A 14,509-nucleotide genomic window follows, 5' to 3' on the forward strand; every position below is an offset into this window, starting at 1 on the left:
GAACGTTGTTACGTAGATTTTTGTTCGTATTGCTGAGCCACTGGGAGAGCTTCCAGAAGGTTATTTTGTTCGAATTCCGTGATTTGGGGATTAGAAGATGTTGTTAAGTGAAGAAGAGGTTAGCGATCTATTTTATTGTAGGAGAATTGCAGAATTATTAAATGCTGATTATCCGAATAAAACTAGAGAGATTATAACGAGTAATGGTAGAAGGCTTAAGTTTGATTATATTTCTATATTTAATCAATTAAAAAAAATTATTTACAGAATTGAAGAGTTTCTTGTAAGTGTATTTGGTAATGATTTAAATGATGAAAATGTAAGATTTATAAGAGATTACTTTGATAGTATTATTATTATTTCTTCTCATGTTGCAGGAGGTGAACTTAATACACATCTTTATTTAAGGGATTTTATTTGGGGTTTCTACAAGCATGTTGCTGACTTTTTTGAAAAAAATATTTTATTTAGAGATATTAAAAAGGCTGATGTATCATTTGAGATGGATTCTATTATAAATGAACTGCATGCTATGAATCAGTCTTTTGGTTTAAATAATTCTGTGAATAATGATAGTTTATATGATAGGGTTGTTTTATTAGAAGCTGAGATTAAAAGATTAAAAGATGAGGTTAATTTAAATTCAACTCAAATTAGTGCAACAGTCAATAGTTTTGTATTAGCACAAGAAAAAGATTTAAAAAAACAAGTTAATGCTGTAATTGAAGATTTAAAATCCTCGTTAGTTAATATTCATACTACATATGAAGAAGAAGTTAAGGGTAAAGTTGAGAGTTTAGGTAATTTAGTTAATCAAACTGATCAAGATTTTAAAAGTACCTATGATGACTATAAAATATTAAAGAATATGGTACAAGCCAAGGGTGAGCAGCAGATTACTGATCATTATAAAAATCGTGCTTTTTGGGAGCGTATTACTTATTGGGTTATGACTGTAGGTACTTTTTTAATTATTATTTTATCGATTTGTCTAGCCTTGAATGGTTTAGATGAGTACAAAGAGAAAACAGATATACCAGTTACAGCATTAATTGAAAAATATAAAGATCAGCCTATTGAAAAAATTGAAAAGATTTATTCTGCTGCTCAAGAAAATGCTCTAATTTATCTTGTTCTACGTTTAATATTTTCAGTCTTGCTTTTCTCATCTATTATTTATACAAGTCGTGTTGCTTATCGAGCCTATGTTCACATGCGCCATAGTGAAAATATGATGCTGAAACTTGCTACATTACGCCCTTTTATTAATCAACTTAATGAAGATGAACGTAATCAGATTCATAAAGATCTTGTTCCAGACTACTTTGGTAAAGATGCTGGTATGGTTGATTCTACAAATGAAAAATTTAAAGATCTACCAGCCAACGTTAGCGCAGTTGCAATGAAAGCAATTGAACAAATTTCTGGTAATGGTAATAGTTCTGGTACAGGAAAAAACAATACAAAGCCTGATAGTGAGACTGGTTAAAAAGGAATTAAAATGAATATTTTAAATATTATTCTGAAAAATACAGGATTGGTTATTGCTGATTCTCTTACTTTAGGAGGTGCTACTAAAATAAAAGAATCCATTGAGGAGATATCTGAATATACCCGAAAATGTAATGATGCTCTATATACATTACAAATTCAAACTTTCTTAAATACTATTGAAATAGATTCAGAAGTATTTGAAAAATTTATAGAAGAAAATCCGGATAATTTAAGGCTGGGTCTAGAAACAATAAAAATTTTAGAGAAAACTTTTATTGAAAAGCAGGCAAAAATGCTCGCTAGGGCTTTTAGAATATATATTAAAAATCCTACTACAGAAAATAAATCATTATTTTATAAACTTGTTTATATTATTAATAAATTAGATCATCACCTAATAGATGAAATAGAAAATATGAAAGATCTGCCACTTAAGCCTATAACGAGAGTAATTCCCAACGGGGGATTAGGTAGGATGGTAAAGGAAGGATATTTGGAAAACCCTAATATCGAGCTTTTTAACTTTGGCTTTATAGAGAAAGATAGCAGTGTTATTTCTCCGAATAAGGAATTTTTTAAAATAACTGTTTTTTATAGATTTTTTTATGAAAATATATACTTAGGGTAGTTTTAAAATTTTAATATATTATTCAGCCCCTAGGTGGGGCCGGGTTTGGCGTTATGTGAAAAGATATAAGAACATAGAGCTACTTATAATAATGCCCATGATCATGCCGATTAAGATAGGGTATATCCACATAACTCACCACCACCGAAATGCTTGAACAAGGTCAGGCAATTTCCAGATGAAGAATATAATTGAAAAAAGAAAAGCTACTCTCCAAAAACCATATTTTTCCATAGTGTTCATCCTATAAAATTTTTATAGGCCATACCTATAGCAATGATTAAAGCAGATAAGCCAAATAACCATGCAGCAATAACGGCTGCATTTGCTAATTTGTTACCTGCTCTGTCTGCACCATATTCACTCATTTGTCCTTCTACCTTCGTTTGGGTTTTAGGAGTATACTTAATTAAACCTTTCATTCTTGTCCCATATATCAAGAGTGGAAGCTGAAACCTCAAGGACCGCGAATCTTTGGGGTTTTGTTTTATCTACCAAATTTAATCATGCTGATTTCTTGAAAACATGTGACTTAAAATGTGAAAACTGTTTTGACATGCTGAACTAAAATAATTAACGATAATAATATGAAAGTTTTTCTTGTGTATTTTTACATTCCACGCAAAGGGTTATAGAACCATAGCGCTGACGCTCAACAGGAATATCATTTCCGCATTCTTCACATTCGGTAAGAGAAGGGCGGCTAAAGTCTTTAGGTTGAATTTGAACCTGTTTAAATTGTAATGGTCAAAAATTTAAAGCTAAATTTTATCTTTTTTTCATTATTCTGAACTCGCATTTCTAACATCTTACAACTCTCGACCTTCAAAAATTTGTTGTATTTTCCTAAAAACTGCTCGCTTTATGTATCTAAAAACCTTTAATTGAAACTTCACATTTCTATTTTGAAAAGAAAGTTGCTCTTTTAATGTACTGTGTTAAAGTTTGTAGTAGATCATAATGATTATAAGTACATTTCTTTTAAGAGCGGTTCCGACCAAAAACGACAAAATCTGTGAGGCGGGCAATGACATTCCAACATTTAGAACTAAACCAGATTGAGCAGTTAAGTGCTTGTAGAATATCGCTTTTGCTTGGATTAAATGCCGAGCAGAACTATATCGAGCAATTTTTCCGGTTTAGTCTTCGTCTTTTGAAGTGTAAAAAAGCCTTATTGACTTTTAATCAAGAACCTTACTTTTGGCATCGTTGCCCAGATGGTATGACCGCCATTTCGTTTAAACCTTCAAAACATTTAAAACAGTGCTTTGCTAAACAACAGGTGATTAATCACTTACATCCTTCCTATCAAAATTTAACCAACTATTTAAAAGAATTAAATATTGAGTGTAGTAGGGCGTTGGCCGTACATCTTCTACATCCCGATAAAACCTCTATGGGCTTCGCCGTTTTTTTTGATGACGATGCAGCAACATTTGAAGATGAAGACATCCAGTTATTGCTCGATTACTGCTCTACTTTTATGCAGCAGGTCGAGTTGAAGTTTAACTATGAAGAGTTAAACGAACTCTATGAGCAACAAGTCGCGATTAACTCAAGTAAAACAAAATTCTTTTCAATCATTTCACATGATCTTCGAGCGCCATTTCATGGTCTGCTAGGTTTTTCAGAAGTACTCGCCAAAGAGCGTGAAACTTTAGATGAATCGAGCATTCAAAATATTGCAGACTATCTATATGACACTTCGCAATCAACCTATAACTTGCTCGAAAGCTTACTGACATGGGCGATGGCTGAGGGTGGGCGTTTTGTTTATCACCCGATTAACTTTAACCTTAGACAAGTCAGCAATATCGTTTTTGATGTTTTATATACCTTAGCTTTAAAGAAAAATATTGAATTGGTGAATGCTGTACCAGAAGATTTAAAAATCTATGCCGATATCAATATGATGACCTCAGTGATTCAAAACTTGGTGTCAAACGCGCTGAAATTTACAGATGTTGATGGCTCGGGCAAAGTCTTTATTGAAGCCAAACAAACTGGCGAAAATATTGAAATAACAGTGCGAGACACTGGTCTAGGCATGACCAAGCAACAAATGGCGAATTTGTTCCATCCACGTATTACGGCCAGCTTTAAAGGTACCGCAGGTGAAAAAGGTGCGGGTTTAGGTTTGAGTTTGTGTAAACGTTTTGTCGAGATTAATCAGGGGGAAATTAATGTCAGTTCCAAAGAGGGTGTTGGAACCACATTTAAAGTTTTATTACCTTCGGCTCAAGAAAGTCATGATCCTCATATCGAATATCAATCATCATCGGAAGCAAAATTAGTCTAATCCCTTTTCCTACCACTACTCGAACTGCTATAACTAAAAAGAGAGTACGAGGAAAAGAGCTTTTTATATGAATGCGGAGCAGTTACAAAAAACATTGCGTGCTAGTCAGTATGCAGAACAAGTTTTAGGCCTGCATCAGGCTGTTTTAGAACAAGATTATCAAATAGATCAATTTACTGCACCGCTCTCAACTGATCAAATTTACCAATTTGTACAAACCACATTAGATGGAATTGGTGACGAAACATCTTGGATGCGCGCACTTCGTATTTTGCGTGGTCGTTTAATGTTCCGTTGGATTTGGCAAGATGCCAATCAACTAACCGATGTTGTCACACTTACTCGTGAACTTTCTGATTTTGCCGATGCCAGCATTTGTGCGGCAAAGGCTTTTGCACGTGTAGCACTCGTAGCGAAACACGGTGAACCTGTGGGTTACTCTGGCAAAGTTCAAGATTTGATTGTAGTTGCCATGGGTAAGCTCGGTGCACAGGAGCTTAATCTCTCGAGTGATATTGATCTAATTTTTGCCTTTGATGAACAAGGCGAAACCAATGGTCGTAAATGCATTGATGTACAGCAGTTCTGTATTTTATGGGGGCAAAAACTCATTTATTTACTTGAACACATTACCGCAGATGGTTTTGTGTTTCGAGTAGACATGCGCTTGCGTCCTTGGGGGGATGGCTCGGCATTGGCGATTAGTCATGCCGCTTTGGAAAAATATTTAAGTCAGCATGGTCGTGAATGGGAACGCTATGCATGGATTAAGGCACGTGTTGTAACTGGAGATAAAGAAGGGCAAGACTTGTTAGAAATGACACGTCCTTTTGTTTTCCGTCGTTATGTCGATTACACCGCTTTTGCTGCTATGCGCGATATGAAAGCGATGATTGAGCGAGAAGTTCTGCGCCGTCATATCGAGGATGATATTAAACTCGGCGCGGGTGGCATTCGTGAAATTGAATTTATTGTTCAGGTGTTCCAGCTTATTTATGGCGGGTCTAAACGTGAGTTACAAGATCGTCAATGTTTAGTCAGCCTTGAGCACATTGGCGAAGCAGGTTTATTAGAAAAACAGGCCGTTTTAGAATTAGAAGATGCCTATCTGTTTTTACGCCGTGTTGAACATGCAATTCAAGCACTCAACGATCAGCAAACTCAGCTATTGCCAGAAGAAATTGACCTAAGACAACGAATTATAGACACCTTGGGTTTTGCGAGCTGGAATGAATTTATTGATGTTCTCAATGAGAAACGCCAGAAAGTAAAAGTTCAATTTAAGCAGCTCATTGAAGATACAAGTTCAAATGCCGCAACTGAAAACTTTGGACAGTTAGAGCAGCAGTTAGATGAAGTGTTGGATGACAATGCGAAAAATTTGATTCATGAATTCTGGCACGGTCATGCACTCAAAAAACTACCTTCAAATGCAGTCCAGCGTTTAAAAACATTCTGGCCTCATTTAATTGAAGTGATTTTACAGTCCGAACAACCTCAAACTGCACTTTTACGTTTAATGCCACTGATTGAATCGGTCATGCGCCGGACAGTGTACTTAGTCATGCTGATTGAAAGTAAAGGGGCATTACAACGCTTAGTTAAAATGGCGACCGTAAGTCCTTGGATTTGTGAAGAACTAACGCAATATCCAGTACTGCTTGATGAGTTTTTATCGATGGACTTTGAGTTGCCAAAACGCAAGGACTTAGAAGATTCTTTACGTCAGCAGTTGCTTCGCATTGAGATTGATCAGGTTGAAGACCAAATGCGAGCGCTTCGCCTGTTTAAAAAGAGCAATGTACTCACTGTCGCTGCAAGCGATGTGTTAGCTGAAAGCCCTCTAATGAAAGTATCTGATGCGCTAACCGATATTGCTGAAGTGAGTGTAAACGCAACCCTCCATTTAGCTTATCAGACCGTAGCAAAGCGTCATGGTTATCCATGTGATGTCGATGGGAAACGTTGCTCTCTTGACTACAAAGCCTTTGCTGTCATTGGGTATGGCAAAGTAGGTGGAATTGAGCTGGGTTATGGCTCCGATTTAGATCTTGTCTTTATTCATTATCTGGATGAACAAGCCGATACGGATGGAACTAAGTCTATTACTGGCTTTGAGTTTGCGATGCGTGTTGCTCAAAAATTTATGTCACTCATGACTACTCAAACGCTTGATGGCCGTGTCTATGAAATTGATACACGATTAAGACCGTCAGGTGAAGCAGGTTTGTTGGTGACAAGTCTTAAGGCATACGAACACTATCAGTTGAAAAGTGCATGGCTTTGGGAGCATCAGGCATTAGTTCGAGCACGTTCTATTGCTGGCGATGAGGTGCTTTGCCAGAAATTTGAAATATTTCGCCGTGAGATATTGACTCAATCTAGAGATGAGGCTTATGTTCGTGAAGAAGTGTTGAAAATGCGTCAGAAAATGAAAGACCACCTAGGTTCATCTTCTGAACAAAAAAAACATGGTATTTTTCATTTAAAACAGGATGCAGGTGGTATCGTCGATATCGAATTTATGGCACAGTATGCTGTACTTGCATGGAGCGGGACGAACCCTGATCTCGCCCATTATTCTGATAATGTAAGAATTTTAGAAGATGCTGCTAAAGCAGACTGCTTATCCAGTGAAGATGCCACAGCATTAATTCGAGCCTATCTTAGTGAACGTGCCGAAAGCCACCGTTTAGCCCTTGCAAATCAATCCATGCAAGTAAGCGCAGCGGACTGGCGTAGTACCCGTGCGGTCGTTTGCAATTTATGGCAAAGATTAATAGACCCAACCGCCTCGGTTGAGTTGGATAGTGAATGATTTTATAACAATTTGGAGTGTTCCATGAATTTGGCTGATCGTGATGGTTTTATTTGGCAAGATGGACAATTAATTGATTGGCGTGATGCAAAGATTCACGTTTTAACACATACTTTACACTACAGTATGGGCGTATTTGAGGGTGTTCGTGCTTATGAAACGCCTAAAGGTACTGCCATTTTCCGTCTGCAAGACCACACAAAACGTTTGTTAAATTCAGCAAAAATTTATCAAATGAAAGTACCGTATGACCAAGCAGCGCTTGAACAAGCACAAATTGATGTTGTACGTGAAAATAAATTAGCTTCTTGCTATTTACGTCCACTCATCTGGATCGGTTCAGAAAAACTTGGTATTGCAGCAACAAATAACACCATTCATGCCGCAGTTGCAGCATGGGCGTGGGGCGCATACCTTGGTGATGAAGCAATGGCGAATGGTATTCGCGTTAAAACTTCATCGTTTACTCACCATCATCCAAACGTGACCATGTGTAAAGCAAAAGCTTCTGGTAACTACACGTTGTCAATTCTTGCTCACCAAGAAGTTGCACATTCTGGTTACGATGAAGCTATGTTAATGGACCCACAAGGTTATGTATGCCAAGGTTCTGGTGAAAACGTATTCTTAATTAAAGATGGCGTTTTACATACTCCAGATATCGCAGGTGGTGCGCTTGATGGTATTACACGCCAAACTGTCATGACGATTGCGAGAGATCTTGGTTATCAAGTTGTTGAGCGCCGTATTACACGTGATGAATTCTACATTGCAGACGAAGCATTCTTCACAGGTACTGCTGCGGAAGTAACACCAATTCGTGAATATGATGACCGTCAAATCGGTGCAGGTGGCCGTGGCCCAATTACTACTGAAATTCAAAAGACTTACTTTGATGCAGTTCAAGGTAGAAATCCGAAATATGAACACTGGTTAACTTACGTAAAATAAGTTAATCCGTTAACATAAAAAGGCGAACTTTGGTTTCGCCTTTTTATTTTTGGCTTATGGAGCTTTTATGCATATTGTCTATGTCTCTGATGGTAAGGCAGGACATCGCTCACAAGCATTAGGCTTGTTTCAGGCGATGCAAAGACAACAGGCAGATACAACTTTTGAAGAGATCCTCATTTCTGATTTACCTATTATTTCTTTAATTCAGGTACTTTTCTCTTCAAAAAACTCCTTATTTCAACAAGCTCCCGATTTTATATTTGGAGTGGGAAGTCACACTCATTTTCGGGTCTGGTTACTCGGTAAAATTTTTAGAAAAGCTAAAACTATTATTTTGATGAAGCCCAACTTACCTGTGGTTTGTTTTGATTATGCTGTTATTCCAGAACATGATGGTATCCATGCCGATAGCCATGTGATTGTCACGCGTGGTGCACTCAATCCAATTCGTAATGAAAATCGCCATCAAACAGCCAGAGTGTTAATAGCATTAGGTGGTTCATCAAAACGACATCAATGGAACCAAGATAAAGTATTAAGCAGTGTTCAAAAAATTGTTGAGAATAATCCAGACGTTGAAATTATTCTGACGACTTCACGCCGAACGCCAGCAGGATTTATCGATATTTTAAGACAACAAAGCTTTGCCACACATTTGCAAATATTTCCGGTTGAGCAAACACCTCAAGGCTGGATTTTTGAAGAAATGCAAAAAGCAGAAGCTGTTTGGGTGACAGAAGACAGCGTATCTATGATTTTTGAGGCGCTTACCGCGGGTTGTCGAGTAGGGGTAATGGCAATGGACCGTTTGAAAGACGACCGCATTACCCACTCAGTTGATCAAATGTTAGAATCAAAATTAATTTCACAGCAGACTTGTGTTGTACAGTTACCACAACCTTATGCTTTTAAAGAAGCAGACCGTGTGGCAACATATCTTTTAGCGAAAAATTAAATTTTTTATTTTGAGTAAATAAATGAAAATATTGCATATTGCGAATTTTGGCTTTAATAAACAAGGCGCCCATTTTTACTGCACAGACCGTAAAATTTCTGCCGGATTAATTGAAAATGGCCATTTCGTTTATGACTTTAGTTTTCGTGACATGGCTCGCATGGGAACCATTTTTAAAACAAAAAAACTGGGTGCCAATTGGGCCAATAAAGAAGTACTAAAGGTCGTGAATAATATTGAACCTGATCTGGTACTCATCGGGCATAGTGATTTAATGAGTCCGGATGTCCTTAGACAGATTAAAGAATCTTATCCAAATACTAAAATTGCATTTTGGTATGTTGACCCGCTTTATCTCGAAAGCAAACTCGATTTCGTAAAAGCATTTTCTCCTTATCTGGACGCTATTTTCTGCACAACAGGTGGCGAATATCTACAAAAATTAAAGCAGCCTCATTTAAGCGTAGCCTATTTGCCAAATGTTGGTCACCGTAATGTAGAAACGCTACAACAATTTTCAAACGCTAACACAGACAAGACTTTTATTTTCTGTGGCGTGGTTTATAAAGAACCTGAGCGTGAGACGTTCTTAAAAGATTTGGCAGATGCATTGAAACAAGGCCATGTGAACTATCAATATTATGGTTGCTTTGAACAGCCGGGCGTTTACGGTAAAGGTTATTATAAGGTTCTGTCTGAGACAAAAATGGGACTCAATTACTCACGCCGTAATGATGTAACCTTGTATAGTTCTGACCGTATTGTACAACTGACCGGTAATGGTTTACTCACCTTTAGCCCAAGAATTCCTGGCTTTGAAAAACTCTACACTGAGCAGGAAGTGGTTTACTTTGATGATCAGTTCGACTTGGCCAAAAAGATACAATTCTTTGATCAGAATCCAGAGCAAGCTGAAAAAATAGCGAAAGAGGGATGGGAGAAAACACGCAAATCTTTCAATGCTAAGCGCATCACCCAATTTATGGTTGAAGTGACATTTAAGCAGCCCCTTTCAGAAAATTATGAATGGTCACATGAGGTTTATGCATGATGTGGTTTTTGTACGTTGCGGTAGGCCTGCTAGCACTTGCTGCACTGTTATATGTGCTGGGTAATTATACATTTTGGCTTCCGTTTCGTTCGAGCAAACTACCTCGTATTATCATGTTGCATCAGGTGACCCCTAAAGATGCAGCCTCTGGTATGAATATGCCTCCTGAAAAGTTTGAACAACTCTTACAGTTGTTGACGCGTAAAGGGGCTACTTTTTGCTTTGTCTCTGAACTTGAACAATATCGTGGTCAAAAGAACGTTGTTGCTCTAAGTTTTGATGACGGATTTATGGATAATTATCTATATGCCTATCCATTACTCAAAAAATATAATGCAAAGGCAACCATTTATTTGGCTACGCAAATTGAAGGAATCGAAAAGCTAACTCATGAGCAAATCCATGAAATGGCAAGTTCTGGCTTCATAGAGTTTGGTGCGCATACACAACATCATGTGAATTTACTTAAGCTTGATGATCAAACCGCTTATGATGAAATGCTTCAATCTAAAAAAGATGTCGAAGCATTAGTTGGAAAATGCCCTAGCTTTGCTTATCCATTTGGTCGATTTAACGAAAAGCACCAGAAAATGGCGCAAGAGATTGGCTTTAAAAACGCCGTATCAACTCGTAAAAAAATCGAAGCGTACGAAGCGGTTAATCAATTTAATATTCCACGTGTCAGCACGCATGGTGCCATGAATGCTTTACAGATGCGTATCGCCCTTGCTAAAGGACGTTATAAATTATGAATAAAATTCCATGTAGTGTCTATATTGTCACTTTAAATTGTGGCGCTTGGTTAGAGCAAACTTTGCAAAGTGTCAGTGAGTTTGATGAAGTTATTATTTTAGACTCTGGCAGTACTGACAATACTTATGAAATTGCACAGCGCTTTGAAAATACGCAAATTTCTCACCAAGATTGGCAAGGTTATGCTGGGCAAAAAAGTTTGGCTTTAGCAAAATGCCGAAATGATTGGGTACTCAATTTAGATGGTGATGAAGTCTTATCTAACGAGTTAAAACAAGAAATTGTTGAGACCATTCAGCAGAATAAGCTTGATGCTTTAATCACACCCATTAATGATGTTTTCTTAGGGGTTCCTAACAGTAAACATACTAAAAAGCATGCAAAGGTGCGTTTTTTTCGCAAGTCTAAAGGACATTATGACCTTGCCAATAAAGTCCATGAAAATGTGATTGTGGATGGTGAATCTCAGCGCGCTCAACATGATATTTATCATTATGGCGAGTCGAGCATTTTCGTGAAAGTCGAAAAAAATAACCAGTATTCCAACCTAAAAGCATTAGAGAAATACCAAAAAGGAAAGTCTCCAAGCATTGCAAAATTGGTTTTGGTTATGCCTGTGACTTTTATGAAGTCTTATTTTATTCGCCGTAGTTTCTTAAATGGTTGGCGTGGTTTCGTAAATAGTATGATTAACGCCTTTTATGCATTTCTAAAAGAAGCCAAACTGTTTGAACAAACCATGAATAAAGATAAAAAATAAGTAGGCAAGCTATGAAAATTGTTCAGGTATTGGCAACGAGTGGTGGAATTGGTGGTTTAGAGCAGCACACTTTTAACCTTGTTAACGAGCTCGCTTTAAATCATGAAGTACATGTGATTGCACATCCTTGCTATCTAGACAAGTTTAGCCAACAAGTACATTTTCATGCGGTTGATTTTGCACGTAGCCGTTGGAATATTTTTTTACTCTGGCAACTTAAAAATCTTATCCAGCAAATTCAACCGGCTATTGTTCATGCACAAGCAGGAAAGGCGGCTGAACTGATTGCCCGAATTAAGCCATTTTTATCTGGCCCAAAATTTGTGACAACAGTACATGGTACTAAAAAGAATAAGTCTGCTTATTTAGCGGGTGATGCTGTTATTGCGGTGAGCCAAGCACTAACGCAAGGCATTCCTGAGTCTAAAGCACATGTGGTTTACAATGGAGTGTATCCTCAACCTGCTCTTACAGCTGAAAATAAAGAAAAATTACTTCAATCGATTCAAAAAGATTTTGCTGAACTAGACCCTAGCAAAAAAGTCGTCATGTGTATTGGACGTCTAGAACCAGTAAAAAATATTAGTTTATTGATTGAATCGCTGCAACATATCGATGCCAATTTATGGATTGTAGGTGATGGTTCACTTAGAGCAAGTTTAGAGAAACAAGTCAGTGAATTAAACATGCAAAATCGGGTTGCTTTTCTTGGGTTTAGAACTGATGCGCGTGATCTGGTCCAGTTGGCAGATGTTGTAGTTTTATCTTCTGACCGTGAAGGTTTTCCACTCGTCATGGTAGAAGCTTTACAGGCCGATAAAGCTATGGCTTCAACTAAAGTGAATGGTGTGATCGAGTGGTTGCCAGAACAATATCTAGCAGAAATTGGAGATGCAGAAGGCCTAGCAAGCGCAATTCAAGCTGCACTTAAGCCAGATGCACAAAATGACTTTAGCCCTCTGTATGAAAAGGCCAAAGCTGAACTGACTGTGCCAGCCATGGCCGAGCAGACGCTTCATATTTATAAGCAGCTGTTAAAAACTTAATTATTTTTTGGCGTAAGGCGGATGGCATCAAGTACTACGAAGTTATCTTCGACATTAATGGTATGGCAACCGTCATCTGCTGCATTCCAGTCTGGTAAAACCACTTCTAGTAATTTTTCTTCATAGGCTGTTGGGCTAAGCTGAGTAATCGCTTTTAATTCGATATTGCCGCCATAACGTTTTAAAGAATCTTGGCTTGGTCGAACCAGTTGTCCTTTATAAATAAAAGGTTTGCCTGCCATACGGAATTGCTGACTGCCTCGGTACACTGGATTCATTGGGTGCTCTTGCCATTCAGGATTCAAAATATCTTCGGTAAAGAATAGATCTAAACGGTCACCAAACTTCTTACAATCACGACGTGTTGAAGTAAAAAGATACCATAAGCCTTCATGATAAAAAGGTGTGCTGTCGACTGCTTCGATATTCTCGATTAGATTCGAATGCTTTTCCCATTTCAGTGGAAATTCAGTGCATTTCCAAAGCTCAATGGTTTTATTAGCCGACGTTTCTGGAACCATGTACCAGACATCTTCTACTTTAAACACGCATGGGTAAGAAAGATGGTAGTCGAGCTTTAAGATTGTCTCAGGTTGGGTGTAGGTTCCATCTTTAAAGACTTCTAAAACAGAAAGAAAACCGACAGGGTGTTCGTCATCAACCTCTTCAAAAAAAATGAAGTGACGACCATTTTCATAAGCATAAAAGCTATCTGCAAATGTAAACTTTTTAGGGGAGTGGATCTCAAAGAGTGAATCTAATTGCTCAAGTGTTGTAAAAGGTTGTTCTAACCAACCAAAACGCATATACCAATGAGAGTCAAAAGATTTTGCTTTTTTCGATTGTTGGTATTTGTACCATTTTTTTTGAATTGAACGAATCATGACAATACAAGAAAATAAAAAAGATATATTAACTCTATTTTACATTAGATATGATACTCGCTGTTTAAAAGGGGAATAGCTTAATGAAGATTTATGTTGTAACTATCGAAGATGAAAAATCACCTCGTTTAAGTAAGTTCCTCGGCCAAAATTTTTTCAAGACGAGTAAGGTTGACTACACAAAAGTAGGCGTTAAAGGGGTGGATTTATCCGTAAAACAATATTTTGAAATGGCAGTAAAAGGTCGTTCCCAACCTTTAACACCGAGTGAGCTAGGATGCACCTTATCTCATTTGAAAGCTTTAGAGCTTTTCCTTGAATCGGAAGATGAATATGCATTGATTTTTGAAGATGATGCAATATTGCCTGATGATTTAACGATTGATAAGTTAAAACAAGAATTAGAAAAAGTAGCTTTACCATCGAATTTGCTATTTAGTCTAGGCGGTATTCAAATGAAGGAGTGCCTAAAAACAAGAGGTGAATTTAAAGACTATAATTTTTTGAATAAAAAAGTGTTAGAAGTGGTTCCAGATTTTTTCCATCGTGCTTGCTATGCTTTTGCGTACGTTGTTGATAGAGAAATGGCTGAAACATTACTTAAATATCATCATAAAATAAGAAAAGCAGATGATTGGAGTTATTTATTTGATTTTGATTCAACTGTTCATATCTTAATGTCATTTATTGTCGATCATCCAGTAATTGAAATTGGAGAAAAAGATCCAATATTAAGCCGGTTAGAAAGTGAAAGAGCAAAATCTGAAGATTTAGAAAAAAGTAAATATGGGCATGGTTTAAGAAAAAATTTGGCTAAATTATCATATAAGCGATACTTTTAAATTTTTTAATTATATTTTTAAGTTT

Annotated in this window: 14 protein-coding genes; 11 read left to right on the forward strand and 3 right to left on the reverse strand. The window is 37.2% G+C overall.

Features of this window, described 5'->3' with window-relative positions; translation table 11 throughout:
* The first annotated feature begins 97 nt into the window (after positions 1 to 97).
* Positions 98 to 1,489 (forward strand): hypothetical protein, encoded by a 1,392-nt coding sequence (locus BMW38_RS12595; RefSeq protein WP_092708582.1) that lies wholly within the window; start codon positions 98 to 100, stop codon positions 1,487 to 1,489.
* A gap of 12 nt (positions 1,490 to 1,501) precedes the next feature.
* On the forward strand, positions 1,502 to 2,122 hold the full coding sequence (locus BMW38_RS19355; protein WP_139193539.1) for a hypothetical protein: 621 nt from the start codon (positions 1,502 to 1,504) through the stop codon (positions 2,120 to 2,122).
* Between the two features lie 239 nt (positions 2,123 to 2,361).
* Here BMW38_RS19355 and BMW38_RS12605 read toward each other — a convergent pair whose 3' ends face one another.
* Together BMW38_RS12605 and BMW38_RS12610 are read right to left on the reverse strand one after the other, a co-directional pair.
* Entirely contained in the window at positions 2,362 to 2,544 is a 183-nt protein-coding gene (locus BMW38_RS12605; protein WP_092708585.1) for a hypothetical protein, read from the reverse strand.
* A 151-nt stretch (positions 2,545 to 2,695) separates the two neighbouring features.
* Entirely contained in the window at positions 2,696 to 2,845 is a 150-nt protein-coding gene (locus tag BMW38_RS12610) for a TraR/DksA C4-type zinc finger protein (protein WP_092708797.1), read from the reverse strand.
* A gap of 304 nt (positions 2,846 to 3,149) precedes the next feature.
* On the opposite strand from BMW38_RS12610, the gene BMW38_RS12615 reads away from it, so the two are divergent.
* The 8 genes from BMW38_RS12615 to BMW38_RS12650 all read left to right on the forward strand — a co-directional run bounded on the left by BMW38_RS12615 (position 3,150) and on the right by BMW38_RS12650 (position 12,758).
* Positions 3,150 to 4,421 (forward strand): sensor histidine kinase, encoded by a 1,272-nt coding sequence (locus BMW38_RS12615; protein WP_092708588.1) that lies wholly within the window; start codon positions 3,150 to 3,152, stop codon positions 4,419 to 4,421.
* Positions 4,422 to 4,488: 67 nt separating this feature from the next.
* Complete coding sequence (gene glnE, locus BMW38_RS12620) at positions 4,489 to 7,239, forward strand: bifunctional [glutamate--ammonia ligase]-adenylyl-L-tyrosine phosphorylase/[glutamate--ammonia-ligase] adenylyltransferase (protein WP_092708591.1); 2,751 nt, start codon at positions 4,489 to 4,491, stop codon at positions 7,237 to 7,239.
* Positions 7,240 to 7,263: 24 nt separating this feature from the next.
* Positions 7,264 to 8,190 carry a branched-chain amino acid transaminase gene (locus tag BMW38_RS12625; protein ID WP_004638857.1) on the forward strand — a complete coding sequence of 309 codons (927 nt, stop codon included), beginning with the start codon at positions 7,264 to 7,266 and terminating at the stop codon, positions 8,188 to 8,190.
* A 67-nt stretch (positions 8,191 to 8,257) separates the two neighbouring features.
* Positions 8,258 to 9,148, forward strand: coding sequence for a mitochondrial fission ELM1 family protein (locus tag BMW38_RS12630; protein WP_092708594.1), 891 nt, complete (start codon positions 8,258 to 8,260; stop codon positions 9,146 to 9,148).
* Between the two features lie 22 nt (positions 9,149 to 9,170).
* Positions 9,171 to 10,199: a glycosyltransferase family protein gene (locus BMW38_RS12635; RefSeq protein WP_092708598.1), complete on the forward strand. Its 1,029-nt coding sequence runs from the start codon at positions 9,171 to 9,173 to the stop codon at positions 10,197 to 10,199.
* Positions 10,196 to 10,951: a polysaccharide deacetylase family protein gene (locus BMW38_RS12640; RefSeq protein WP_092708601.1), complete on the forward strand. Its 756-nt coding sequence runs from the start codon at positions 10,196 to 10,198 to the stop codon at positions 10,949 to 10,951. Before BMW38_RS12635 ends, BMW38_RS12640 begins: the two co-directional genes overlap by 4 nt.
* Complete coding sequence (locus tag BMW38_RS12645; RefSeq protein ID WP_092708604.1) at positions 10,948 to 11,712, forward strand: glycosyltransferase family 2 protein; 765 nt, start codon at positions 10,948 to 10,950, stop codon at positions 11,710 to 11,712. Before BMW38_RS12640 ends, BMW38_RS12645 begins: the two co-directional genes overlap by 4 nt.
* Positions 11,713 to 11,723: 11 nt before the next feature.
* Positions 11,724 to 12,758, forward strand: coding sequence for a glycosyltransferase (locus BMW38_RS12650; RefSeq protein WP_092708607.1), 1,035 nt, complete (start codon positions 11,724 to 11,726; stop codon positions 12,756 to 12,758).
* Here BMW38_RS12650 and BMW38_RS12655 read toward each other — a convergent pair.
* Positions 12,755 to 13,642: a glucosamine inositolphosphorylceramide transferase family protein gene (locus BMW38_RS12655; protein WP_092708610.1), complete on the reverse strand. Its 888-nt coding sequence runs from the start codon at positions 13,640 to 13,642 to the stop codon at positions 12,755 to 12,757. The two genes, BMW38_RS12650 and BMW38_RS12655, sit on opposite strands and share 4 nt — an antisense overlap.
* 83 nt (positions 13,643 to 13,725) lie before the next feature.
* Here BMW38_RS12655 and BMW38_RS12660 point away from each other — a divergent pair, with 83 nt between their 5' ends.
* Positions 13,726 to 14,484 (forward strand): glycosyltransferase family 25 protein, encoded by a 759-nt coding sequence (locus tag BMW38_RS12660; protein ID WP_092708613.1) that lies wholly within the window; start codon positions 13,726 to 13,728, stop codon positions 14,482 to 14,484.
* Positions 14,485 to 14,509: the final 25 nt, after the last annotated feature.

The sequence above is a fragment of the Acinetobacter sp. yr461 genome, assembly GCF_900110445.1.
GTDB classification, from domain to species: Bacteria; Pseudomonadota; Gammaproteobacteria; order Pseudomonadales; family Moraxellaceae; genus Acinetobacter; species Acinetobacter calcoaceticus.